Genomic DNA, 23032 nt, shown 5'->3' with positions numbered 1-23032 from the left:
AAATTAATAATATTCATAGTCTCGATAATAAAACTCAATTTGAACAAATTCTATCTTGAGTTGAAACTTCAGATGTATAACTTTTGAAGCATCTGTCTATGAGAAAATTAAAATTATATTTTATTCTTTTTAGTTTTATTTTTTTAACAGGTTGTTTCCAATCTTCTGCTCTTCTTGGTCCAGGAATGACAATTATTTCTACAGGAAATGTTGCGCAAGCAGGATTTCAATATGGAGCTAATAAAGCTGTTAAAAAAGAGACAGGTAAATATCCTATCACACATTTCAAAGAAACTATTGAAACCACTAATGGCACAAACAACTTTATAGCTGATATAAAACAATTCATTGAAGGACTTAAGGAAGTTAAAAAAAACTAATTTTAAATTAATTAAGATTTAATTTAATTAATTTTGTTTGCTTAGTTTCTTTACACCACATCTCATAACTTTCACAAACTCTCCAGAGATGATTAAAGGCTCTTTGAGATATTTCTAGAGGGAAATGAGTTTTTGTATAATATAATTTTGGTATCTTTAGCAAAAATTTAACCATTGAATCTTTTTGAATTTCCAAAAGTCTTAATGTTTCTTCGTTAATTTTTTTACCTGTAACTTTATCAATAAAATTGTTTTCTTTTAATTCTGACATCCATTTTTCATGAAATTCTCCTGAACTAATTAAATCATAATCTTTTGTTGTCATAAAAATTTCAAATGCTTGAATGTTATTAATTTCTGGATTTTGGTTTTTTATCTCAATAATTTTAGAATATATTAGTTCAGCAACTCTTAAAACGTAGGGCTTATCAATTTTAGATGTCACGATTTATCTTTTGTGTTTCTGCATCGCAGAGTGCGCAAGAATTAAATTTGGATCCAAAAATATCTTAGATGATTTAATATTCTTGAATGATTTAAAGGCAAATATTGCAATTGGCAACTCAGTACAACCTAAAATTATTTTTTTACATTTCATTTTTAGTAAATATTTTATAGCTGGTTTGATAGCTTTTTCAGCAGCTCTAACATTACCCATTTTTACAAACTTGATTGCTTTATTTACTGAATTTTTTTGAAGATTTTCAGATGGGTTAACTAATTGATAGCTTTGATCAAAAAATTTATTATACACTCCAGTTTTTAAAGTACCCTCTGTAGCCAATAAACCAACTTTTGAATTTTTTTTACAATTCTTTTTTGTAAATTTAAAAACTTCTTTTGGCATATTTATAATTGGGATGTTGATTTTTTTTTGTAGATCATCAAACCAGTAATGTGCTGTATTACATGGAATAACAATAAATTTGCATTTATTCTTTTCTAATAACTTACAGCCCTGAAGAAGACTCTTTAAAACTTTATTATATTTTGTTTTATTGGATTTATTTGTATTTAGATTTGATAAGTTTTTTGTTTGAGTACCTATAGACTCTGGTCTTCCAGGAATATTTGATTTGTTATACAAAACAAATAAAGGATACTCTTGATCAATTTTACCTCTGTTTAATACTGCAAGCTTATTGCAAAAATCAAGACCAGCTTGAGTACCCATTCCACCTAAAATTCCGATCATAAATTTTTTATTATTTTAAATACAACTTATATAATTAATTTTTTTGACTAAAAGTTGTTTTTTATAAGATTTGGTACTGGCTGAATAAAATTATTTATTAAAAAATAAAATTTTTTCAGCCAATAGGAAGTGTGAAATTATGCAGTTTTTAAGTTAACTGCTGAAGGACCTTTAGGACCATCTTCAACATCGAAAGTCAAAGCTTGACCCTCATCTAAACCGTTCATACCAGCATCTCTTACTGCTGAAACATGTACAAACACATCTTTTTCTTTATCTTCTCTTTCAATAAAACCAAAACCTTTGGTTGGATTGAACCATTTTACTTTACCTGTTAGACTCATATTATTTCTTCTTACTTTTTGTTATATTAATTATTACTTAAATTTTAATTAAGTAATGTTGGCTTTCTTTAGATTTTAATGGGTTTTGTCAACAAAATAGATAGATTAGCCAATCTTATTGTCAATCTGTAGCAATCAATTTAGTCAAATAAACAGAATTAACATCTACTTTATAATGAGCAAAAGGTTCGCAAGGCTCAAAACCACAAGATTTAAAGAGTTTTCTGGCAGGTATAAAAAAATCTCCAGCACCTGTTTCAATACTTAATCTTTTAATATCTAATTTTTTTGCCTCACTTATTAGATGATTAATAACAATAATACCGTGTCCTTTTTTTCTAAAATTATCATGAATTCTGATTGATTTGAATTCTCCGTGTCCTTTATCTAAAAATTTTAATGCACCACATCCCATTAATTGATCATCATTATATAAACTCCAAAATTTAATTGATGGAACTTTAAGACCAGGGATGTCTAAAACATGGGCACTTCCCTCTGGTGAGGCAGCTCTAAGCTCAACAAAATGCTTAGTTAAAAGTTTGTGAACTTCTGGATCATCAAAATTTCCTTCAATTGATTTTAACATATTATTCCAGAATAGTGATATGACCCATTTTTCTTTTATCTTTAATTTCTTTTTTTAAATAATCAAAAAAGAATTCATTATCTTTAAGTTTTGGAGAATTTCTGTAGTGAGATATTTGATCTCCTAGTAAATTTATCATTTTTGCATTTGATAATTTTTTTAAAGGTATCTGTTCAAGTCCACAAACAGCTCTGATGTGATTTTCAAATTGACTTACATTAAAAGCATTAATTGTTAAATGTCCAGAATTATGAACCCTTGGAGCAATTTCATTTACATAAAGATTATCATTTCTATCTATAAAAAATTCTACACATAGAGTGCCAACATATTTAAGTTCTTCAGCAATAAGTATTGCCCAATCTTTAGATTGATTAAATATTTTTTCATTTATATCCGCAGGTATCTTAGAATGTTTTAAGATCTGATCTTCATGAGTATTTTCTATAGGTTCATAGATTTCATATTTATTATTACTAAACCTAGTTATAATAATTGATATCTCTTTTTTAAGTTTGACTAATTTTTCTAAAATATATCCTCTTGATAAATCTAATTTAAGATTTTTTAATTCTTCTGATGATGAGACAGGGTGTTGCCCTTTACCGTCATAACCCAATGTAGTAGTTTTAATTATACCTGGTAAAAAATCTTCAAGGACATCAATATCAGATTGATTTTCAACTGAGACATATCTAGTCGTTCTTATATTTAATTTATTTACAAAATCTTTTTCTGCTAATCGATGTTGAATTAATCTATTTACCGAAGGTTTTGGTAAAACTGGTTTTAACTTGTTGATATCATTTAATGTTTCATATGGAATGTTTTCAAATTCATAAGTTACGATATCAACTTCGTTTACAAATTCATTTATTTTTTCTTTATCATCATATTTTGCACCAATAAATTCGTCACAAAAATTTTGAGCTGGTGCTTCCAAATCATCACAAAAAATTATTATCTTTATCCCTAATTTTTTTGCAGCAATTGCAAGCATACTTCCTAATTGGCCCCCTCCAATAATCCCAAGAGTAATATTAGACATTTTTATTTTGGAGCTCTTTTAACAGATTTAGTTTGGTTTGATCTCCAACTTTTTAACTTATTTTTGATCGATGAATTATTAATAGCCATTATTTCAGCCGCAAGTAATGCAGCATTAATAGCGCCATCTTCTCCAATTGCTAAAGTACCAACAGGAATCCCTTTTGGCATTTGAGCAATCGAAAGCAAACTATCTAAACCTTTTAATTTTTTACTTTCAATCGGTACACCCAAAACTGGAATTTGAGTTAATGCAGAAATCATTCCCGGTAAATGTGCTGATCCACCAGCTCCAGCAATAATTACCCCTATATTATTTTTTTCTGCCTTTAATGCAAAATCGTACATTCTCTTTGGGGTACGATGAGCAGAAACAATTTTAGTTTCAAACGAGACACCTAATTGTTTAAGAGTTTTTTCTGCTAATTGCATAGTTTTGTAGTCTGATTGACTACCCATAACTATTGAAACTTTTTTATTAGTATTTTTTTTCATGAAAATGGCTCTCTTGTTTATTTCAAAATTAATCAAAAATTTCAATAAAATTAATAGTATTTCAATTTAGATTGATTAATCTTATTTGGTTATGAATTTTAAAATCGATAATTTGCAATATTGCAATTGGTCTAGAAAAATTTTTGAAACAAACAGAGCTGCAGGTTTAGATGCAGTTCATGTAACTATAGTTTATCATGAAGATTATGATGAGCTACTAATAGAATTAAATAAGTGGGAAAAAATTTTTGAAGCAAATTCTGATCTTATATTTCTAGGAAAAGATTTTAAAGATATTGAAAAAGCAAGGCTTAAAAACAAAACTGCAATATTTTTTGGTTTTCAAAATTGTTCACCAATTGAGGATGACATAGGTTTGGTTGAAAAAGTTCATGAACTTGGATGCAGATTTATGCAACTAACTTACAACAATCAATCTCTTCTTGCTACCGGTTGCTATGAAAAAATTGATAGCGGAGTAACTAATTTTGGAAGAGAAGCAATAAAAGAAATGAATAGAGTAGGCATCGTTGTTGATATGTCTCATTCTGCAGAAAAAAGCACAATGGATGCAATTGAAATAAGTGAAAAACCAATTGCGATTACACATGCAAACCCTTCTTTTTGGCATGCTGCAAAAAGGAACAAGTCTACAGATTTGCTTAAGATGCTAAGTGATAGTGGAGGAATGTTAGGTTTATCTTTATATCCACATCACCTTAAAGAAAATACTAATTGTACTCTTGATAGTTTTTGCGAAATGGTAGCAAAGACTGCAGAAATTATGGGAGCAAGTAAAATTGGCATAGGGTCTGATCTTTGTCTTGATCAACCTGACAGCGTAGTGGAGTGGATGAGAAATGGTACTTGGACTAAAACTAAAAATTACGGAGAAGGATCAAAAAATAAACCAGGCTTTCCAAAACAACCTAATTGGTTTGAAGACACAAGAGGATTTGCAAATATAGAAAAAGGTCTCAAAAAGATTGGATTTTCAGATGATGAGACACATGGGATACTAGGAAATAATTGGTACAATTTTTATAAATCAATTTAAGTTATGCAAGTAGAACTAAGAGATCCAAATACTATTATGAAATTATCTCGTTTGGGATCTTTTCATCAATCTAAATTATCTTTTTTAAGAAGTTTTTTGAATGAATTTAAAGACTGGGAATATAAACAAGATTTGTTTAATTTAGATGAAAATGGTTATGGTGAGGCAGTATATTCATTTAAAAAAGACAGAAGAGTTTATTCTTTAGTTTGTTTTGCAAATCATATTAAAGATGAGGAAAGATCAGACAGAGTTATAGCTACTAAATGGGATGCGGCTTTTACTCTTCATGATGGAGTACCAGGTAAAAAAGATATTGAAAGATTAAAAAATGAAGTTCCCAAACAAGAAGTAGGAAGACTTTCTTATAAAGAACTTACATTATCAAGAGCGAATAAATCTGTACGTTTATTTAATCATGTAACAGAGAGATTAAGTCAAGGATTACAACCAGATTTAAATTTATTATCAAAAGTGGGCTATTTATACAGAACTACTGCTGTTTATGGATCTGGTAAATTTGGTTTAGCAGATAGGTTTAGAATAAAAAATCGTGAGGAAATTAACGGACCATTTAGATTAGAAATGATGCTGGTTTATCTTGTAAGACAGTTCACTTTCGACCAAGTAAATAATGTTGCTTATCACAAGAACCCAAAAAAAGCAGTCAAACTAGACGAGCAAATCTCTAAAAATCTAGGTATTGGAAATTCTACTGGATTAGGAATGGCACCTTTTATTGTTAATCATCCAACACTTTTAAATAACTGGATCTTAAGTAGAGAAATAGCATTAAAAAAAATTAGAGAAATTAAAGATGTAAATAAAAAAGATAGTGAACTGTTTGTTGATTGTGTAAAAAAATCATTAACAAATATCACAAGCTGGAACACTGATAGTGAGTATCAAAAAAATAAAATTAATAATCTACTAAAAGATGTTCAAAAATTTTTGAAATTCATTGAGAATGATTTTGATTTTACAAGGGAATATCCTTTCAATAGTATTTATGAGTGGCTTGAGCAAGAAACATGTGAAGAATGTATTGAATATGTTGTATCCATTATGATGGAACCATATAGTGAAATAACCGAACCTTTAGTAAAAGAAATGAGCTCTGATGAAGAAAAATATTTTAACATACCAGCCCATCGGACTGTTGAAGATTTAAGAAATATAATTGAGAAAAAATATCCAAACATTTTAGAAATTAATTTTGAAAAAAAAGAAAATAATCAAAATTTTTGGTTTATCTCAAAAAATAAAGAAGAGCCAAGATTAGCTGATAGATTTGAAGAACATGGTTCAGAATTAGAACAACCTTTATCTATAGCGAGAGACATAAAAAAACTTTACGAAATATTATTGGTTTCTAAAAATAGTCAAACTGTATCTGACTTTTTAATAAAAAACTCTGATTTGAGACATATTATTAGAAGAGTTTTTATAATTGAAAAATTTCCTTATTCAGAAATTCAAGATAATACAATTGGTAAAAACATAATGCCTATTGATATGTTGAGATTAAAGCTATCTTTCTTTGGGGCTTTAAAATTTGACCCAAGATCTGACAAGTGGTTGAGAATTTGTATGTTTCAAGGAGCACCCTTACCTCATGAATTAAAAAATTACGATGAGCAGTGGGTTTATAAAACTAGCATTTAACATGAAATCATTAAGTGAAATTGAAACTACTGTTAAAAGAGCAACAAAAGCTATTGGATATTCATGGGGAGTTGCTGAAGAAACAGCAAAGTGCGTAAGACTATTAGAGTCCTTTGGTCTTCCAGGTATAAAGCATATAAATAAATATTTTTCTGAAAGGAAAGAAAATAGTTTTCAAAACTTAAATCTAATATTAGAAAAAAATCAACCTTCAGCAAAATCTTATTGTCCAATAATCCTTGGAGTTAGTTTTTTAGATCAATCAAAATCTTTAGAATCTTTTAAAAAAATTGAACTAAATAACGTTGCTTACCCTTCAATATTTTTAGCTTTTGTAAGTAGAGCATCAGAAATTATTGGTAAAAAAATTCATCTAAATCTTGATAAAAAAGAAATTATTTTAAATTTAAATTTAAATATCTATTCTAATATTGCTAATTACGAATTTCCGACTGTTGCAAATCATTTAGAAATCAGTTTTCTAGAAAATATTGATAACTTTTCAGAGGAAGAGTGGAAGAATTTGTACAAATTATCCGAAGATACTTTTGTTGAAGAATCCGAGAGTTTAAAACAAGGTGGGGCAGGTGCAGGCCTAACAGATAATGACTGATAATTTTAATGAAATTAAGGATCAAGAATACAGTGAAGATTTAAATAATATTTGTGATGAGTGTAAAGAAGAGGATGAGAGTGTATCTCAAAATTTAATTTTAACTGGCTTTAAAATTTGTAAATCCTGTAGAGTTTCAAAAACTATTTTTCCAATCTAGCTAATCTGATTAGTTGGAAGCATGTTCATTCTACTCATTACGAAAGTAATTGATAGAAAAGCTATTATCAAAAAAGATAATAAGACTATACCAAAAGATTTAAAATTAGATTTTAAATTTAAAATTTCTTTTGTTGAAATGATCAAACCTGCAAAAATCCAAAATTGAGTAAGAAAAATTATAGGTATCATTAAATCTGGAGTTACTGCAAAAAATCTTAATAAACCAGGAGCATGAGCAAAACCAACTGCGGTTAGAACTTTTTTAAATGATATTTTAGTTTGTTTATCTGGAAAAAGTTTAACACCTATTACAAAAATGAAGATTGCCCATATTAACCAAGTAACTATTGCTGTTAGACCTGACATTCCTATTGCAGTTTTAATGACAGTGTTAGCTGCTACTGCACCAGCAACTCCATCTAAAATCATTATTAAGCCTGCAAAATATATGGAAGCTTCACCAAAATTTTTGTTATCAGAATAAAGCGTCTTATCTAATTTTATTGATTTGAAAACGATATTTAAAAATTCACCAAACATTAATTTTTATCTTTTTTATTTCTTTGAGCTTTGTAAGAAACGATTAATGGAAATACTATTAAAGCAATCGCAATAATAATGCAAACTGCTATTAGAAACCCTTTTGTCATTGAATTTTGGGGGAGCTTAAATCACTCCCCCTAAAATAGATTTAGCCTTCTACAACTTCTCTTGTATTTGCGTTGAAAGACTCTTTAAATGGAATATCCACTACTACAGCATCAACAGGTGTTCCAGGTGTGTCCGAATATTCTGCAGGTAAATGAACTTTAAATTTAGTTCCTACTTTTCCTTTTGGAAAGCCATTTGCATTTAATGTTCCATCAAAAGGAACGTATCCCATTGCAATGTTCGTTTTCTTTTCAGGATGCCACCATGGTGATGTTAAAAATCCTACTGGATCTCCACCACTTTCAGGAGAAACTAACCAAAAGTCAGGTGCATAATTATCAATAGGTTTACCACCTAATTCCATACCAACTAGTTGAAGTTTGTATGGTTTTTTACCTGCTTTTAATTCCTCTTTCATTTTTTCTAGTGCAGCCTTACCAACATAATCAGCGGTTTTGTTCCATTCTCCTTTTCCAGACAAAGAAACTTGATAACCTAAATTACATTGGAACGGATTGTGTTGTTGATCCATGTCTTGTCCCCATGAAAGAATTCCTGCTTGAATTCTTCTGTGGTGAGCGGGAGCAATGACCATCAAGCTGTGTTTTTTTCCAGCTTCAAGTACAGCATTCCACATATCTTCAGCATATAAAGTAGAGTTTCTTAGATAAATTTCATAACCAGCTTCTCCTGAGAAACCAGATTGTGAAATCACAACGTCTCTTCCACCAACTTTTGCTTCAGCTAATCCATAGAAAGGCATATTGTCGAAATCTACTTGATCTCCACATAAATCTTTCATTAATGCTTTTGATTTAGGACCTTGAATTTGAACTGGACTGACATCAATTTCTTCAATTTTACAATCAAATCTTCCATCTGCATTTACACCTTGAAGATATAAACCAATATCAGAGTCTGATAATGAAAACCAAAATTCATCTTCAGAAATTCTTAAAAGAATTGGATCATTTAAAACTCCACCATAAGCATTACATAGAATTACATATCTTGCTCTCATTGGTGAAATTTTAGTTGCATCTCTAGTGATTACATAATCAGTAAATTTTTCTGCATCTGGACCCTTAACTCTTATTTGTCTTTCAACAGCTACGTTCCACATTGTTACATGGTTTACGATTGCATCGTATTCAACCATAGCTCCACCATCTTCAGGTTTTACGTAACCTCTTGGGTGATAAATACGATTGTATACAGTTGCTCTCCAACAACCTGCCTGCATTGATAAATGCCAATAAGGTGATTTTCTTACCCTTGTTGAAATTAACATTTCAACTTTTGTTGGCCCACTTTGTCTTAAGTTGTATGGTACTTCTCTGTCTGACTGATCAACAGAAGTAACATGTTTTAATTTAGTATAGTCAAATTCATTAGACATAACTATTCTCCCTCAACCACTTGTTAGTTTCCTTCAAGCCGCCGAATGTATAAATGTGGAAGTTATCAGTGTGCGATTTAACTTTCCCAATTAAATCATTAGGGTCTTTAGGTTTCAATAAATCTAACGCCTTACTAAAATTAGATTTAAGAAAGTTTAAGGAATTTTTTGCCCCAACAATACTAGCAAATTTAATTAAGCTAGATATTTTTAAGGGCCCAGTGATTCCAACATGCACTGGCACGCTTTGTTTAGAAATAAAATCAATGATAGGCTGAGGATCTAATAACCACTGTGTTACTATATAATCAGCGTAAGGCTTTTTATCTATCATTGCTTTTTCTAAATCTGTGTCGGATATATCAGGACTCCCTTCAGGATGTCCAGCTATTCCTATTTTCATTTTTTCAAAATAACCTGTTTCTAAAAGTTGAAATGAACTATCAAATTTTCCAAGAGGCTCTCTTCCTCCTCCAATAATTAAAGCTTGTTTGACGCCTGCATCTTTACATCGTGTAACATAATCCTTAAGCTCATTTTCATCTCCCATAGATCTTGCCGGAAAATGTGGAACTGGATTAAATCCTTTTTTTACAAGCTCAGCTGCTTTATCTGCTGTTTCTTTATAATCTCCTCCTGGAAGCATAGTGATATAGACATCACTTAATGGAGGCACAGTTTCAAGATCTGTTTTAGGACCTATCTCCAAAGAAAAATTCATAATTCGGATCTTTATTGATTTTGAAATATGAGTCTAGAAAATTCGATTATGATAATTGGTCTACTTTTTAAGCTGACCTCTGTGCTTTTGAATTCTTTGACCGTACTGCTGAGTGACCCTGTCGAAGATAATTGCTAAGGCTACAATAGCTAAACCATTCATCATTCCTAATGCCAAATATTGATTAGAAATTGCTTGTAAAATAGGCACTCCAAGGCCTTTTACACCAATCATTGATGCAATTACTACCATTGCTAAAGCCATCATGATCGTTTGGTTAATCCCAGCAAAAATTGTTGGAAGTGACAATGGAATTTGAACAGATTTAAGTTTCTGCATTGGAGTTGCTCCAAATGCCTCACTTGCTTCAAGAGTTTCTTTATCTACTTCTCTAATCCCCAGATTGGTTAGCCTTACAATTGGAGGTAAGGCATAAATACAAACAGCTAAAAGCCCTGGAACTTTTCCTATACCGAGTAGCATTATTATAGGAATTAAATAAACAAAACTTGGAATAGTTTGCATCATATCTAATATGGGTAAAATTGCTTTTTCTGCTCTTGAAGATTTAGACATTAAAATTCCTATTGGAATTCCAACTACAATACAAACTAACGTTGAAACTGATATAATAGCAACAGTAGCCATACAGTTTTTCCACATACCAAAATAGCCAATTATCAAAAAGCAAACAATCGTTCCAATAGTTAATTTTATACTTCTTGAACCTATCCATGCTAATATTGCAAAGACTGCAATAACAATAGGCCAAGGACTATTTACTAAAAGTTTTTCTAGCCAAATTAAAAAATATAATAGGGGATCAAAAAAACCTTCAATCCCATCTCCATACGCTCGTGAAAATTCTTTAAAGCTAAAATCAATACCTTTTTTTAACTCTCTTAAGGCTGTCCTATCCATTACTGGAATTTTAGTAAAGAAATCCATAAATTTTTTTTTAATATCGAACCCGTTTTTCAACGGGTTCGATAATTTTATTTATTTAAAGTGCTTTTTTAATTTTTGCAGCAGCGTCACTTGAAACCCACTTAGACCAAACACCCTCTTGTGTTTTTAGGAATTCAATTGCAGCATCAGCACCTTCTGCTTGGTTTTCACCCATCCAAACTAACATACCGTTCATTACTGGACCAGGATAAGTTCTTTTCTTGAAATAATCCATACCAGAACTTCCAGCTGTGTTTTTGAAATTATCTGTTACGATAGTGAAAACTTCTGATTTAACCCATGAAGTTTTTTTAGGGTCAGCACATTCTTGCTCTGGTAAAACTATACAGTTGTCCCAGTTGTCTTTACCGCCCCATTCACCCATGTCTACAGCTCTCATATCATATTTTCCGATTAAAGCTGTTGGTGACCAATAGTAACCAAACCAATTTTCTCCTCTTTCAGCAGCCTTAGCAATTGAACCATCAAGTCCTGCAGCAGAACCAGTTTCAACAATTGCCCAACCTTTTTCTTCCATGCCCCAAGCTCTAAAATGATTCCTGTTACTTAATTCACAGTTCCATCCAGGAGGGCAAATGTGGAATCCACCCTTTGAAGGATCCTCAGGGTGAGGGAATAGATCTGGTCTTTCTAAAATTGCAGCAGCAGTTGTTAGTTCAGGATGCTTTTCTAGAGTAGCAGGTAATACCCACCAACCTTCACCTAAACCAGTGATTGGAGCCTTATTGATTGAATGCATTTTGCCTTCATCAACAGCTTTGTTCAATGCAATTATTGCAGCGTTAGCCCAAAATTCTGGAGCAACATCTGGCTCACCTTTTTCTTGCATAGATGTAAATGTAGGCATTGTTGCACCTGGCACCAATTCTACTGAACATCCATAACCTTCTTCTAATATAATTTTATCAACTTCAGCCATGAAGTTTGCTGAGGCCCAGTTCATATTAGCGATAGTTATATTTCCACAAGCAGCATTAGCTACACTTCCAAAAGAAGTAAGACCAAAAACAACGGCTAGGGAAAGAAGTATTCTTTTAATTTTCATTATATCTCCCAATATTTGATTCATTTAAAAAACAAATTGAACATATTGAGAGAAATATTGCAAATTAAATTCAATTTTAAGTTGAAGTCAAATTGTCTTTAAATATGCATTAAATTTAGTTATGGTTTTTAAATGAAATTTTCAGCAAATTTTTTTTTCAAAGAGTTTGTTTATATTTTAAATTGTAAAACAGTTTTTCAGCAAATCATTATTAGAGAGTCGTAATTTTTAAACCCTAAATTAATTTTTTAATTAATTAATTAAAGGAGGTTTATGAATTTAAATAAAAAATTATCAGACATCTTAGATCCTAAAAAAATAGAAGTTGTTAAAAATCCTATAGAGAAAGCTCATGGGTTACCTAATGAGTGTTATTTGAATCATGATTATTTAGAATTTGAAAAAGAAAAAGTATTTAAAAATAATTGGACTATGGTTGGTGTTGCAAGCTCTGTTCCAAATCCTGGTGACGCAAAGCCTTTTAATCTTTTAGATATTCCAATATTGATAGTCAGAAACAAAGAGAATGAAATAAAAGTTTTTCACAATGTTTGTAGTCACAGAGGTTTCAAATTAGTTGACCGAGAATGTAAATTAAAAAATGTAATAAGATGTCCTTATCATTCCTGGTCATATGATTTTAATGGCAAATTAACTGTTACTCCTCATATAGGTGGGTTAGGAAAACATGATGTAGGAGGATTTGATAAAAATAATAGCAACCTGAAAGAAATAAAATCAAAAGTTTGGATGGATTTAATCTTCATAAATATTAATTCTAACGCAAAACCATTTGAAGAATTTATTAAACCCTTAGAAGATAGATGGTCTAAGTTTATTTCTAAAAAAGACCAACAATCAATAAGACATGCTTCTGACAATGGTTACTTTAATATGATCGTAAATAGTAATTGGAAATTTGCTATTGAGAATTATTGCGAAAGCTATCATTTGCCATGGATACATCCAGAGCTGAATAGAGTTTCAAATATTTCAGATCATTACCACATAGAGGATGAAAATTTTAATTTTTCAGGACAAGGAAGTAATAAATATTCACAACAGTTCGATGGGAATATAAAATTTAAATGTTTTCCAAATTGGCCAAGTGATGTATCTAAAAAATCTGAATATGTATCATTATATCCAAATGTAATGCTGGGAATTCATATTGACCATTTTTATGCGTTTTGGTTAGAACCAATTTCAAATAATCAGACAAAGGAGCATTTTGAATTATATTATATTGGAGACGAAAGCGCTTCGAGCGACGAGTTTAAAGGTATAAGAGAAAAAAATTTTGCATTTTGGCGCGAAGTTATGAACGAAGATGTTACTGCAATAGAAGGAATGCAAAAAGGGCGAAGTTCACCGGCTTACAATGGTGGAAATTTTTCGCCTGTAATGGATACGCCTACTTTGATGTTTCACAAATGGGTTGCAACAAATTTAACAAAATGAAAGGATAAATTATGAAAAAAGATTTAATTACAAGGTTAAATGAGGGTCCTATCATGTGTGCAGAAGGATACCTTTTTGCAATGGAAAGAAGAGGTTATCTTTCAGCAGGTCCATTTGTTCCTGAGGTTGTGTTGGAGCATCCTGAAGTAGTAACTCAATTACATAGAGAGTTTATCAGAGCTGGTTCAGATGTAGTTCAGGCATTTACTTATTATGGTCATAGAGAAAAACTAAGAATAATTGGTAAAGAACATTTGTTAGAACCAATGCAAAAAGGCGCTCTTAAAATTGCAAAAGACGCTGCAGCTGAATTTAAAGATTTAGATTTGATGGTTTGTGGAGATGTTGCAAACACAAACGTATTTGATCCTGGTGATCCTAATACCCACAAACAATGTCAACAAATGTATGAAGAACAAGTTGCTTGGGCAAAAGAGGCTGGAGTTGATTTTGTTATTGCTGAAACAATTAGTTGGACTGATGAAATGAAAATTGCATTAAAAGCAATTAAGGACGCTGGGCTAATTGCAGTTTGTAATTTTGCAATTCCCAGAGGCGATAAAACTAGAGAAGGACACAGTGCTGAAGATGCATGTAAGATGATGGAAGATCTAGGTGCCGATGTAGTTGGTCTAAATTGTTATAGAGGACCAGAGATGACGATGAAACTTTTAAAAAAAGTTAGAGACAAAGTTTCTTGTCATGTATCAGGACTTCCAGTTCCTTACAGAACCACTGAGGAAGAACCTGGTTTTTTAAATATTACTGATCATAGTTGTGATTGTATTCCTGGTGGGAATGCATTTCCCGTAGCTTTAGATAATTTATTTTGCAACAGATTTGAAATGGCAGAATTTGCAAAAGCGTGTGTTGAAAATAAAATAAATTTTATTGGTATATGCTGTGGTGCTGAAGCTCATCATGTAAGAGAAATGTCTGTTGCAATTGGTAAAAAACCAATTTCAATGAAATACATGCCGGACATGAGCAAACATTTTCATCATGGTACTGATAAATCTTTAAAAAAAGTAAATAAAGAAATTAAATATTAATGGAAAAGTATGCCAAAGTTGTAATCATAGGTGGCGGTGTAGTTGGGTGTTCTATTCTTTACCATTTATCTAAATTTGGATTAAAAGATTGTATTTTACTTGAAAGAAATGAATTAACATCAGGTTCTTCGTGGCATGCTGCTGGAAATGTTCATGTAATTTCTTCTGACCCAAATATCTCTCGGATGATGGCTTACACAATTGGTTTATATAAAGAGATTGAAAAAGAGTCCGGTCATTCAACAGGATTTAAACCTAGTGGAGGTTTTTACTTAGCATCAAATGAAGTATGGGCTGATTATTTAAAGAGAGAAAGATCAAAAGCAAGATACATGGGACTTGACCAAGAATTTATTTCTTTAGAAGAAGTGAAAAAGAAACATCCTTTAATTGATCCTTCAAGATATCTACTAGCTTTATGGGATCCTATTGATGGTGAAGTTGATCCATCAGGTGTTACTTATGCTTTTGCAAAAGCCGCAAAAGTTCATGGTGGAAAATATTACACCCACACTGTCGTAAAAGACACAAAACAAAAAGAAGATGGAACTTGGGATGTCTTTACTGAGAAAGGAAACATTAATGCTGAAATAGTAATTAATGCGGGTGGTTTATGGGCAAGAGAAGTTGGTCAATTAGCAGGAATAAATCTTCCAGTTCAGCCAATGGAACACCACTATTTAATCACCGAACCTATTCCAGAAATTGAAGCAATGGGAGATCAAAGATTGCCTATCGGAACAGATTTTGAGGGAAATATTTATTTTAGACAAGAAGGAAAAGGTATGTTGCTTGGAACTTACGAGCCAAAATCAACTCCTTGGAAAGTAGAAGGAACTCCAATGAATTTTGGACATGAATTACTTGAGCCAAAATTAGATAATATTGAAGATCGATTAGCAATTGGTTTTGAGAGAATGCCAGCATTAGAGCGTGCAGGAATAAAAAACATTGTGAATGGACCTTTTACTTTTGGTCCAGACGGAAGTCCATTGATTGGTCCAGTACCTGGAATGAAAAATTATTGGGTTGCAGTTGGTGTTATGGCTGGGTTTTGCCAAGGGGGTGGTGTTGGAAAATGTATTGCTGAATGGATTATTGACGGTGAACCTTCAATTGATGTTTGGGCAATGGATGTTGCTCGTTTTGGAGATTATGCATCACCACAATATGGAACAATAAAATCTTCAGAAAACTATGAAAGAAGATTTATTATGACATTTCCTAATGAAACTTTACCAAAAGGAAGAAAACAAAAAACAACGGCACTTTATGATCGATTTGTTAATCAAGGAGCTGTGATGGGAGATAGTTTTGGATTAGAAAATGTTTTGTGGTTTGCAAATAATAAAGAAGATGCTCATGAAGAACCTACAATTAAAAGATCAAGATCACACGATTATGTTTCAAAAGAAGTTATTAATGTAAGAGAGAATGTTGGCTTGATAGAGGTTGCAAATTTTTCAAAACATGAGTTCAAAGGCCCAGATGCTAGAAAATTTTTAGATCACATAATGGCTGGGAGACTTCCTAAACCTGGGAGAATATCTTTATCACCAATGTTATCTTATAGGGGGAAATTGTGTGGAGATTTAACAGTTGCTTGCTTGGATGAAAATGAATTTATGGTATTTGGATCTGGTGCTGCTCAAGAAATGCACAGACGTTGGTTTGAAAGTCACTTAGATAAATTTAATTTAAATTATTCTAATAGATCTGATGAGTATCATGGTTTGTCTATTGCAGGACCTAACTCAAGGAAAGTTTTAGAAAAAATTGTAAGAGACGATGTTTCAAATGAAAAATTTAAATTTAGAGATTCTAGAAGAATGTTTGTTGGAGGAGTTCCTGCATTAGTGAATAGAATTTCATTTACTGGAGAGCTTGGTTACGAAATATATGTGGCACCTCATTATCAATTAAAATTATACGAAGAACTAATTGAAGCCGGAAAAGAATTTAACATTAAACCCTTTGGTGGAAGAGCATTAATGTCGATGAGGCTTGAGAAAAATTGGGGAGCATGGACATTAGATTATAGACCAGATTTTACCGCTAAAGAAACAGGATTAGATGTTTTTATCAATTGGGATAAAGAATTTATAGGTAAAGAAAGTGCACAAAAGGAAAACTCTTCAAACAAACTTATACCTTTAATTGTTGAAACTAATGATATTGATGTAACAAATAATGAAGCTGTTATGAATGGAGATCAAAGTATAGGTTACGTTACTTCAGGTGGTTTTGCACACTTTGTAAATAAGAGTGTTGCCTTTACTTTTGTAGATCAGGATAAATTTAAATCTGAAAATAAAGTGCAAGTAGAGATAAATGGAGATTTATTTAATTGCTCAATTATTAAAGAACCACTTTATGATCCAAGTGGTCAAAAAATGAGAAGCTAATGTCTGATCAAGACAAAGACGTATCTAAAAATTTAAACATTTATAAATTAGATAAAACAGAAGACGTAATGAATTATTACGCAGATTGGGCTGAAAATAACAAATATAATAAAGACATGATTGATTGGAATTATACAGGTCCAAAAGAAACAGCTGCAGCTTTTAAAAAACATCAGCAAAATAAAGATGCATTAATACTCGATGCGGGTTGTGGTACAGGGCTAGTTGCGCAAGAATTAGAGAAATTTGGATTTAATAATTTTCATGGAATAGATTTATCCCAAGATCTTTTAAATTCAGTTCCAAAAAATCTTTACAAAAAATTAAGTAAATTAGATTTAAATAAAGAAATTCCTGAAGCAGATAATACTTATGATAGTGTGTTATGCGTTGGAACCTTCACATTTGGTCATGTCAAAAATAATGCTTTAGATGAGTTTTTAAGAATTACCAAATCAGGTGGCTATATAGGTTTCACTATAAATGAGGGTATTTTTAAGAAATATAGTTTTGATACTAAAATAGATCAATTTAAACAGAATAAATTGTGGGAAGAAAAAGACTTCTTTAAATCAGATTACATTGCAAGTAAAAATGTAAACGCATGGTTAGGAATTTATAAAGTTACAAAATGAGATTTAGTAGAAAAATAGCTCCAGAATTTAAACCAAAACAGAATTTTATTACCAAAAAAAGATTAAGAGAAGATGAAATAGATTTTGATAAACTTAGATCATATCGTTTAGATAGAGTTAGAAAAGAATTAGAAAAAAATAATTTAGAAGCTTGCTTTTTATTTGATCCAGTAAATGTTCGATATGCATTAGACACAGTAAACATGAGTGTTTATAATATGCATAATTTAACTCGATACTGCTTTGTTCCAGTTAATGGTCCAGTAATTCTTTATGAATATTTTAATTGTGAAAAGTTATCTGAGCATCTTCATCTCATAGATGAATTGAGACCAGCAATAACTTGGGATTATTTTAGTAACGGAGATCAATCTGAAGAGCAATTAAAAAAATGGATTAATGAAGTTAAAGATTTATCTAAATCATATTTTAAATCAAAAAAAATTGCCATTGATGTTTTAAACGGTCCTGCGGTTTCTGCGTTAAATAAAGAACAAATTCAAGTGGTTGATGCTAAATTAATTTTAGAACAAGCAAGAGTAATTAAATCATCTGAAGAAATTAAATGTATGAGATCAGCAATAGATGTTGCTGAAATGGGCATTGTTAAAATGAGAGAACAATTAAAACCAGGAATGACAGAAAATGAGTTATGGTCAATTCTTCATCAAACAAATATAGAAAATTATGGTGAATGGATTGAGTGTAGATTATTAGCGTCAGGAGAAAGAACAAATCCTTGGATGCAAGAATGTGGAAACAAAGTCATTCAAGATGGTGAACTAGTTGCTTTTGACACAGACATGGTAGGACCTTATGGATACTGTGCAGATATTTCTAGAGCATTTGTAGTTGGTAATAAATTTAATGAGGAACAAAAAAAATTATATTCAATGGCTGTTGAACAAATAGATTACAATTCAAGACTAATTAAAGATGGTTTATCTTTTAAAGAATTCACAGATAAATCATGGGTTTTACCTGAAGATTACTACCCAAATAGATACTCTGTAATGGTACATGGAATAGGTCTTTGCGATGAGTGGCCTGCAATTAGATATCCAACAGATGGTGGTGAACGTAGTGGAATGTTTCAAAAAAATATGACTATAACAGTTGAGAGTTATATTGGTAAAGTAGGTGGTAAAGAAGGTGTTAAACTTGAGCAACAATACCTTATAGGTGAAAATGGACTTGAATTAATGTCCCATAATCCGTTAGAAGATATTTAATGAAAATTATTTTGGTTATGGGTTTACCTGGTGCAGGTAAAACAACTTTAGCAAATGAAATGGCACCTCATTTAAATGCTAAAAGATTAAATGCTGATGAAGTCAGAAAAGCAGCTGATGATTGGGATTTTTCAGAGGAAGGTAGAGTAAGACAAGCTAAAAGAATGGCTGAATTTGCTCTAAAATTAAAAGCCGAGGGTCATTATGTAATTGCAGATTTTGTTGCTCCTACACCGGAGGCAAGAAGCTTGTTTCCAGCAGATTTTAGAATTTGGGTAGATACAATAAAAAAAGGTAGATTTGAAGATACTAACCAAATGTTTGTTAATCCAAAAAACTTTGACTACCATGTAACAACTCAGGATGCTAAGAAATGGGCACCGTTAATAATTGAGGAGATTAAAAAATGACATATCAATGGGATAATAAAAAACCTACAGCGCAAATGTTAGGAAGATGGCAACCCTTTCATGATGGGCACTATAAACTGTTTAAAGAAATAATTAAAAAAACAGGACAAGTTTGTATTCAAATAAGAGATGTGCAAGGAGTAGATGATAATCCATTTGATTTTGAAACTGTAAAAAAAAATATTGAAGAAAGATTAAATCCTGAATTTGAAGGTCAATTTAAAATTATGTTAGTTCCTAATATTACAAATATTTGTTACGGAAGAGGCGTTGGTTACAAAATTGAGGAGATAGTTTTAGATGAAGAAACTCAAAAAATTTCAGCTACTAAAATTAGAGCTCAAATGAGAGAAGAGGGTAAATTAAAATAACCTTTAATGAACGATAGATTAAATACTATTGTCGATTTAAAAAAATATCCTATTCACGATTTAAATTCTCCAATCATTAAAAATTTAGTAAAAAAATGTAAGGAAGAATTAGATCAATATAGTTGTTCAACTATCCCAAATTTTATTTTACCTAAATCTTTAGAGGTAATGAATTCAGAATTAGAAAAACAACTTGATGAAGTTTATATGTCTAAAGAAAGCATCAATGCATATCTTTATGCTAAAGATGATCCAAGTTTACCTGATAAACATCCAAAGAGAAATTTTATGGAAAGGTATAATGGATATTTAAATTCTGATTGCTTTCCAAAAAATTCAGAAATGAAATATCTTTATGAAACAGAAGAACTTTTAAAATTTGTTTCTGCATGTTTAGGTATTTCGCCTATTTATAGATGGGCAGACCCTTTGGCTTGTCATGCGTACAATGTTATGAAACCAGATGGAATTCTTCCTTGGCATTTTGATAGTTGTGAATTCACTCTAAGCTTGATGATACAGAAACCTGAAAAAGGAGGTGTTTTTGAATATTGTCCAAATATTAGAGCACCAGGACACGAAAATTTTGATGAGGTAAAAAAAGTTTTAGAAGGAGATCGATCAAGAGTAATGCAGCTTAAATTAGAACCAGGAGATCTTCAAATTTTTAAAGGAAGATTTACTCTTCATAGAGTTACAAAAGTAGAAGGTCAAAAATCCAGATATATGTGTATTCCTGCTTATGTCTTAGATCCTTATAGAGTAAATACCCCAGAACACTCAAAAGCAATTTATGGTAAAGTTTTGCCAATTCATATAGAAAGAAATCAGGCTAGATCCGATGGATTAACTGATTAAATGATTAGTAATATTAAAATAAAGAGAATTAATTCTGAGATTTCATCAATAATAATTGATGAACCAAAAACATATAATTCTCTTTCATTTAAAAATCTTTCCGATTTATTAAAATCATTAAAAAAATTAGATGCTGATAAAAAAACTAAAGTAATAATCATAGAAGGTGCAGGAAAAGGATTTAGTGCTGGCCATAATCTAAAAGAAGTCAGAAGTCTAAAAAAAAAAGATAAATATCAAAAGTTATTTAATCTTTGCTCTAAGGTTATGTTGCAAATTGTTGAAGGAAAAAAACCAGTTATTGCAAAGGTTCATGGGGCAGCTTTTGCAGCAGGCTGTCAGTTAGTTGCAAGTTGTGATCTCGCATATAGCACCAAAGACGCTTTATTCGCGACACCTGGTGTAAATATTGGATTGTTTTGCAGCACACCAATGGTGGCGGTTAGTAGAAAAATTAATCGTAAACCAATGATGGAGATGCTTTTAACAGGAGAACCTATCAAAGCAAATTATGCAAAAGAAATTGGTTTAATAAATGATCATTTTTCTAAATCAAAATTAAACGATGAAGTTTTAAAAGTAGCAAAAAAAATTGCATCTAAATCAAATTTGACCATTAAAATTGGAAAACAAGCTTTTTATAAACAATTAGAAATGCCTTTAAGAAAAGCTTATGCTTACACTAGCAAAATGATGACTGTTAATATGATGGCAATGGATGCCAAAGAAGGTATTTCGGCTTTTTTAGAAAAAAGAAAACCAAATTGGAAACATAAATAATAATGAAGAATAAAAAAAATATACTCATTATTTTATTTATTATTTTTGGAATGTACTTTGTATTAAATTTTAAAGATCATAATTTTAAAAGAGCAGTGGATGCTTGTATTGCTGGAAGTCAAAAATTATCTGAGACTAAAATTACTGATTTGGAAGAAGCAAGAAAATTCTGCGAGGAACAAATTAAAAAAGAAAAGAAATAACAAAATGAGTGACATAAAGAGGATTTTAGAAAATTCTAAGTCTATAGCAATGATTGGTGTCAGTAATGATTTAAAAAAACCCTCAACTATTGTCATGAAATATATGCAAGAGTATGGTTATAAAGTTTATCCAGTTAATCCATCAGCTAAGGGTAAAAAAATTTTAGGTGAAGAAGTGTATGCTTCGATAACAGAGATTAAAGATCCTATAGACATTGTAGATGTTTTTAGACCTTCTAAAGAAGCCTTTGGCATAGCTGAAGATACTGTGAAAATTGGCGCTAAAGTATTATGGCTACAACTTGGAATAAGAGACGAAAATGCTAAGTCACTTGTAGAAAAAAATAATATAGAATACGTAGAAAACAAATGTACTAAAATGGAATATCAAAAATTTTTTTTAAAAGTCAGACAGGCTTTTCCTGTTTTGAGTAATTAATTTTATGAACATAGAAAATTTTACACCAATTCCTGCCTTTACTGGCGGATTGATAATTGGATTAGCAGTAGTGGTATTTTTTTTACTGAACGGTCGTTTAGTAGGAATAAGTGGTATCGCAAGTAATGCGTTAACAGAAAAAGAAAATAAATTTGATAATTTATTATTCTTATTGGGATTAATTATTGCACCATTTATTTATTCCTTATTTTCTAAAGGAGGAATTAACATTAGTATTTCTAATTCTTATGTCTTGATGATAGCAGCGGGTTTGTTGGTTGGAATCGGAACACGGATCAGTGGTGGCTGTACAAGTGGCCACGGTATAAGTGGTATTGGAAGATTTTCTTTAAGATCAATTATTGCAACAATTACATTTATGATTGTTGGAATATTAACTGTATTTATAAAAAATTTATTATGAACAAATTAGCTTCCCTTATTTCAGGTATAATATTTGGTATTGGTTTAGTGATATCTGAAATGGTTAATCCAGCAAAAGTATTAGGCTTTTTAGATTTATTTGGAAATTGGGATCCTTCTCTTGCATTTGTCATGATGGGAGCTTTGGCTGTTTCATCTCCTTTGTTTCATATAATTAAGAAAAAAGAAAAACCACTACTTGCAGAGAAATTTAATTATTCAAATAACAAAACAATTAATAATCAATTAATATTAGGTTCAGCATTATTTGGTGCTGGATGGGGCTTAGGAGGGTTATGTCCTGGTCCAGCGATAACATCTGTTGCTTTATTGAATATTTACTCAATAACTTTTGTTGTTTCAATGTTTGTAGGATTTTACTTAGTTAAATCATTCAATTTAAGCTCCTCAAGATAAATTTATAATTTTTC

General features: G+C 30.9%; 29 protein-coding genes. 18 read left to right on the top strand and 11 right to left on the bottom strand.

The genetic code is table 11. The annotated features are described in order from the left end of the window. Positions 1-98 precede the first annotated feature (98 nt). The gene (locus ACTTA0_RS06580; protein WP_440676492.1) at positions 99-380 is read left to right on the top strand and encodes a hypothetical protein; all 282 of its coding nucleotides are present in this window, start codon (positions 99-101) and stop codon (positions 378-380) included. A gap of 7 nt (positions 381-387) precedes the next feature. Here the strand turns inward: ACTTA0_RS06580 and ACTTA0_RS06575 are convergent, their stop codons facing one another. From ACTTA0_RS06575 to purE, 6 genes are all read right to left on the bottom strand, one after another. Next, on the bottom strand, positions 388-825 hold the full coding sequence (locus ACTTA0_RS06575) for a hypothetical protein (RefSeq protein ID WP_440676491.1): 438 nt from the start codon (positions 823-825) through the stop codon (positions 388-390). A gap of 3 nt (positions 826-828) precedes the next feature. Further along, a complete protein-coding gene (locus tag ACTTA0_RS06570) occupies positions 829-1575 on the bottom strand; it encodes an aspartate/glutamate racemase family protein (protein ID WP_440676490.1) in 747 nt (248 codons plus the stop codon). 137 nt (positions 1576-1712) lie between these two features. Next, positions 1713-1919, bottom strand: a complete 207-nt coding sequence (locus ACTTA0_RS06565) for a cold-shock protein (protein WP_075506166.1) — start codon at positions 1917-1919, stop codon at positions 1713-1715. A 121-nt stretch (positions 1920-2040) separates the two neighbouring features. Further along, a complete protein-coding gene (locus ACTTA0_RS06560) occupies positions 2041-2508 on the bottom strand; it encodes a GNAT family N-acetyltransferase (RefSeq protein WP_440676489.1) in 468 nt (155 codons plus the stop codon). A 1-nt stretch (position 2509) separates the two neighbouring features. Continuing rightward, positions 2510-3556, bottom strand: coding sequence for a 5-(carboxyamino)imidazole ribonucleotide synthase (locus ACTTA0_RS06555; RefSeq protein WP_440676488.1), 1047 nt, complete (start codon positions 3554-3556; stop codon positions 2510-2512). 2 nt (positions 3557-3558) lie between these two features. Continuing rightward, on the bottom strand, positions 3559-4050 hold the full coding sequence (gene purE / locus ACTTA0_RS06550) for a 5-(carboxyamino)imidazole ribonucleotide mutase (protein ID WP_262590420.1): 492 nt from the start codon (positions 4048-4050) through the stop codon (positions 3559-3561). A 91-nt stretch (positions 4051-4141) separates the two neighbouring features. Here purE and ACTTA0_RS06545 point away from each other — a divergent pair, with 91 nt between their 5' ends. From ACTTA0_RS06545 to ACTTA0_RS06530, 4 genes are read left to right on the top strand one after another with little or no spacing between them, the layout of a single operon-like run. Beyond that, positions 4142-5107 (top strand): membrane dipeptidase, encoded by a 966-nt coding sequence (locus ACTTA0_RS06545; RefSeq protein ID WP_440676487.1) that lies wholly within the window; start codon positions 4142-4144, stop codon positions 5105-5107. A gap of 3 nt (positions 5108-5110) precedes the next feature. Continuing rightward, positions 5111-6772, top strand: coding sequence for a hypothetical protein (locus ACTTA0_RS06540; RefSeq protein ID WP_440676486.1), 1662 nt, complete (start codon positions 5111-5113; stop codon positions 6770-6772). Beyond that, complete coding sequence (locus ACTTA0_RS06535; protein ID WP_440676485.1) at positions 6741-7385, top strand: DUF3726 domain-containing protein; 645 nt, start codon at positions 6741-6743, stop codon at positions 7383-7385. The genes ACTTA0_RS06540 and ACTTA0_RS06535 overlap by 32 nt, the downstream gene beginning before the upstream one ends. Beyond that, complete coding sequence (locus ACTTA0_RS06530; protein WP_440676484.1) at positions 7378-7545, top strand: hypothetical protein; 168 nt, start codon at positions 7378-7380, stop codon at positions 7543-7545. Before ACTTA0_RS06535 ends, ACTTA0_RS06530 begins: the two co-directional genes overlap by 8 nt. Here ACTTA0_RS06530 and ACTTA0_RS06525 read toward each other — a convergent pair. From ACTTA0_RS06525 to ACTTA0_RS06505, 5 genes are all read right to left on the bottom strand, one after another. After that, complete coding sequence (locus ACTTA0_RS06525) at positions 7542-8087, bottom strand: hypothetical protein (RefSeq protein WP_440676483.1); 546 nt, start codon at positions 8085-8087, stop codon at positions 7542-7544. The genes ACTTA0_RS06530 and ACTTA0_RS06525 overlap by 4 nt on opposite strands. A 151-nt stretch (positions 8088-8238) precedes the next feature. After that, positions 8239-9597 (bottom strand): aminomethyl transferase family protein, encoded by a 1359-nt coding sequence (locus ACTTA0_RS06520; RefSeq protein WP_440618187.1) that lies wholly within the window; start codon positions 9595-9597, stop codon positions 8239-8241. Then, complete coding sequence (locus ACTTA0_RS06515; protein ID WP_440676482.1) at positions 9590-10318, bottom strand: methylenetetrahydrofolate reductase; 729 nt, start codon at positions 10316-10318, stop codon at positions 9590-9592. Before ACTTA0_RS06515 ends, ACTTA0_RS06520 begins: the two co-directional genes overlap by 8 nt. A gap of 60 nt (positions 10319-10378) precedes the next feature. Next, complete coding sequence (locus ACTTA0_RS06510) at positions 10379-11266, bottom strand: ABC transporter permease (RefSeq protein ID WP_440614127.1); 888 nt, start codon at positions 11264-11266, stop codon at positions 10379-10381. 55 nt (positions 11267-11321) lie between these two features. Beyond that, positions 11322-12332: a glycine betaine ABC transporter substrate-binding protein gene (locus tag ACTTA0_RS06505; protein WP_440676481.1), complete on the bottom strand. Its 1011-nt coding sequence runs from the start codon at positions 12330-12332 to the stop codon at positions 11322-11324. Positions 12333-12605: 273 nt separating this feature from the next. Here ACTTA0_RS06505 and ACTTA0_RS06500 point away from each other — a divergent pair, with 273 nt between their 5' ends. The 13 genes from ACTTA0_RS06500 to ACTTA0_RS06440 are packed head-to-tail and all read left to right on the top strand — an operon-like array spanning position 12606 to position 23018. After that, a complete protein-coding gene (locus ACTTA0_RS06500) occupies positions 12606-13793 on the top strand; it encodes an aromatic ring-hydroxylating oxygenase subunit alpha (RefSeq protein ID WP_440676480.1) in 1188 nt (395 codons plus the stop codon). An 11-nt stretch (positions 13794-13804) separates the two neighbouring features. Continuing rightward, positions 13805-14845, top strand: a complete 1041-nt coding sequence (locus tag ACTTA0_RS06495; protein ID WP_440676479.1) for a homocysteine S-methyltransferase family protein — start codon at positions 13805-13807, stop codon at positions 14843-14845. Continuing rightward, entirely contained in the window at positions 14845-17250 is a 2406-nt protein-coding gene (locus ACTTA0_RS06490; protein WP_440676478.1) for a GcvT family protein, read from the top strand. The genes ACTTA0_RS06495 and ACTTA0_RS06490 overlap by 1 nt, the downstream gene beginning before the upstream one ends. Next, entirely contained in the window at positions 17250-17885 is a 636-nt protein-coding gene (locus tag ACTTA0_RS06485; protein ID WP_440676477.1) for a class I SAM-dependent DNA methyltransferase, read from the top strand. The genes ACTTA0_RS06490 and ACTTA0_RS06485 overlap by 1 nt, the downstream gene beginning before the upstream one ends. Further along, entirely contained in the window at positions 17882-19117 is a 1236-nt protein-coding gene (locus ACTTA0_RS06480) for a M24 family metallopeptidase (protein WP_440676476.1), read from the top strand. The genes ACTTA0_RS06485 and ACTTA0_RS06480 overlap by 4 nt, the downstream gene beginning before the upstream one ends. After that, on the top strand, positions 19117-19527 hold the full coding sequence (locus ACTTA0_RS06475; RefSeq protein WP_440634391.1) for an AAA family ATPase: 411 nt from the start codon (positions 19117-19119) through the stop codon (positions 19525-19527). Before ACTTA0_RS06480 ends, ACTTA0_RS06475 begins: the two co-directional genes overlap by 1 nt. Further along, entirely contained in the window at positions 19524-19898 is a 375-nt protein-coding gene (locus ACTTA0_RS06470) for a cytidyltransferase (protein WP_075506148.1), read from the top strand. The genes ACTTA0_RS06475 and ACTTA0_RS06470 overlap by 4 nt, the downstream gene beginning before the upstream one ends. Positions 19899-19904: 6 nt before the next feature. Beyond that, on the top strand, positions 19905-20756 hold the full coding sequence (locus ACTTA0_RS06465; RefSeq protein WP_440676475.1) for a HalD/BesD family halogenase: 852 nt from the start codon (positions 19905-19907) through the stop codon (positions 20754-20756). Continuing rightward, the gene (locus ACTTA0_RS06460; protein ID WP_440676474.1) at positions 20757-21536 is read left to right on the top strand and encodes an enoyl-CoA hydratase; all 780 of its coding nucleotides are present in this window, start codon (positions 20757-20759) and stop codon (positions 21534-21536) included. It begins immediately after the preceding gene. Positions 21537-21538: 2 nt separating this feature from the next. After that, positions 21539-21739, top strand: coding sequence for a hypothetical protein (locus ACTTA0_RS06455; RefSeq protein ID WP_440653903.1), 201 nt, complete (start codon positions 21539-21541; stop codon positions 21737-21739). A gap of 4 nt (positions 21740-21743) precedes the next feature. Further along, positions 21744-22178: a CoA-binding protein gene (locus tag ACTTA0_RS06450; protein WP_440618200.1), complete on the top strand. Its 435-nt coding sequence runs from the start codon at positions 21744-21746 to the stop codon at positions 22176-22178. Positions 22179-22182: 4 nt separating this feature from the next. Beyond that, positions 22183-22602, top strand: a complete 420-nt coding sequence (locus ACTTA0_RS06445; RefSeq protein ID WP_440633579.1) for a YeeE/YedE family protein — start codon at positions 22183-22185, stop codon at positions 22600-22602. Then, positions 22599-23018 (top strand): DUF6691 family protein, encoded by a 420-nt coding sequence (locus ACTTA0_RS06440; protein ID WP_440653906.1) that lies wholly within the window; start codon positions 22599-22601, stop codon positions 23016-23018. Before ACTTA0_RS06445 ends, ACTTA0_RS06440 begins: the two co-directional genes overlap by 4 nt. The last annotated feature ends 14 nt before the right edge of the window (positions 23019-23032 follow it).

Origin of the sequence: Candidatus Pelagibacter sp. HIMB1593, assembly GCF_052047755.1 — a bacterium.
In the GTDB taxonomy this organism is placed as follows: Bacteria; Pseudomonadota; Alphaproteobacteria; order Pelagibacterales; family Pelagibacteraceae; genus Pelagibacter.
This window is presented reverse-complemented; position numbering and strand designations above follow the sequence as displayed.

What these genes read in the sequence shown, in the direction of transcription:
- purE (WP_262590420.1), bottom strand. Translation starts at nt 4,050, where the DNA reads ATGAAAAAAAATACTAATAAAAAAGTTTCAATAGTTATGGGTAGTCAA.
- ACTTA0_RS06565 (WP_075506166.1), bottom strand. Translation starts at nt 1,919, where the DNA reads ATGAGTCTAACAGGTAAAGTAAAATGGTTCAATCCAACCAAAGGTTTT.
- ACTTA0_RS06445 (WP_440633579.1), top strand. Translation starts at nt 22,183, where the DNA reads ATGAACATAGAAAATTTTACACCAATTCCTGCCTTTACTGGCGGATTG.
- ACTTA0_RS06500 (WP_440676480.1), top strand. Translation starts at nt 12,606, where the DNA reads ATGAATTTAAATAAAAAATTATCAGACATCTTAGATCCTAAAAAAATA.
- ACTTA0_RS06505 (WP_440676481.1), bottom strand. Translation starts at nt 12,332, where the DNA reads ATGAAAATTAAAAGAATACTTCTTTCCCTAGCCGTTGTTTTTGGTCTT.
- ACTTA0_RS06555 (WP_440676488.1), bottom strand. Translation starts at nt 3,556, where the DNA reads ATGTCTAATATTACTCTTGGGATTATTGGAGGGGGCCAATTAGGAAGT.
- ACTTA0_RS06475 (WP_440634391.1), top strand. Translation starts at nt 19,117, where the DNA reads ATGAAAATTATTTTGGTTATGGGTTTACCTGGTGCAGGTAAAACAACT.
- ACTTA0_RS06450 (WP_440618200.1), top strand. Translation starts at nt 21,744, where the DNA reads ATGAGTGACATAAAGAGGATTTTAGAAAATTCTAAGTCTATAGCAATG.
- ACTTA0_RS06525 (WP_440676483.1), bottom strand. Translation starts at nt 8,087, where the DNA reads ATGTTTGGTGAATTTTTAAATATCGTTTTCAAATCAATAAAATTAGAT.
- ACTTA0_RS06490 (WP_440676478.1), top strand. Translation starts at nt 14,845, where the DNA reads ATGGAAAAGTATGCCAAAGTTGTAATCATAGGTGGCGGTGTAGTTGGG.
- ACTTA0_RS06480 (WP_440676476.1), top strand. Translation starts at nt 17,882, where the DNA reads ATGAGATTTAGTAGAAAAATAGCTCCAGAATTTAAACCAAAACAGAAT.
- ACTTA0_RS06560 (WP_440676489.1), bottom strand. Translation starts at nt 2,508, where the DNA reads ATGTTAAAATCAATTGAAGGAAATTTTGATGATCCAGAAGTTCACAAA.
- ACTTA0_RS06535 (WP_440676485.1), top strand. Translation starts at nt 6,741, where the DNA reads ATGAGCAGTGGGTTTATAAAACTAGCATTTAACATGAAATCATTAAGT.
- ACTTA0_RS06580 (WP_440676492.1), top strand. Translation starts at nt 99, where the DNA reads ATGAGAAAATTAAAATTATATTTTATTCTTTTTAGTTTTATTTTTTTA.
- ACTTA0_RS06485 (WP_440676477.1), top strand. Translation starts at nt 17,250, where the DNA reads ATGTCTGATCAAGACAAAGACGTATCTAAAAATTTAAACATTTATAAA.
- ACTTA0_RS06465 (WP_440676475.1), top strand. Translation starts at nt 19,905, where the DNA reads ATGAACGATAGATTAAATACTATTGTCGATTTAAAAAAATATCCTATT.
- ACTTA0_RS06470 (WP_075506148.1), top strand. Translation starts at nt 19,524, where the DNA reads ATGACATATCAATGGGATAATAAAAAACCTACAGCGCAAATGTTAGGA.
- ACTTA0_RS06520 (WP_440618187.1), bottom strand. Translation starts at nt 9,597, where the DNA reads ATGTCTAATGAATTTGACTATACTAAATTAAAACATGTTACTTCTGTT.
- ACTTA0_RS06510 (WP_440614127.1), bottom strand. Translation starts at nt 11,266, where the DNA reads ATGGATTTCTTTACTAAAATTCCAGTAATGGATAGGACAGCCTTAAGA.
- ACTTA0_RS06460 (WP_440676474.1), top strand. Translation starts at nt 20,757, where the DNA reads ATGATTAGTAATATTAAAATAAAGAGAATTAATTCTGAGATTTCATCA.
- ACTTA0_RS06540 (WP_440676486.1), top strand. Translation starts at nt 5,111, where the DNA reads ATGCAAGTAGAACTAAGAGATCCAAATACTATTATGAAATTATCTCGT.
- ACTTA0_RS06455 (WP_440653903.1), top strand. Translation starts at nt 21,539, where the DNA reads ATGAAGAATAAAAAAAATATACTCATTATTTTATTTATTATTTTTGGA.
- ACTTA0_RS06530 (WP_440676484.1), top strand. Translation starts at nt 7,378, where the DNA reads ATGACTGATAATTTTAATGAAATTAAGGATCAAGAATACAGTGAAGAT.
- ACTTA0_RS06545 (WP_440676487.1), top strand. Translation starts at nt 4,142, where the DNA reads ATGAATTTTAAAATCGATAATTTGCAATATTGCAATTGGTCTAGAAAA.
- ACTTA0_RS06495 (WP_440676479.1), top strand. Translation starts at nt 13,805, where the DNA reads ATGAAAAAAGATTTAATTACAAGGTTAAATGAGGGTCCTATCATGTGT.
- ACTTA0_RS06440 (WP_440653906.1), top strand. Translation starts at nt 22,599, where the DNA reads ATGAACAAATTAGCTTCCCTTATTTCAGGTATAATATTTGGTATTGGT.
- ACTTA0_RS06570 (WP_440676490.1), bottom strand. Translation starts at nt 1,575, where the DNA reads ATGATCGGAATTTTAGGTGGAATGGGTACTCAAGCTGGTCTTGATTTT.
- ACTTA0_RS06515 (WP_440676482.1), bottom strand. Translation starts at nt 10,318, where the DNA reads ATGAATTTTTCTTTGGAGATAGGTCCTAAAACAGATCTTGAAACTGTG.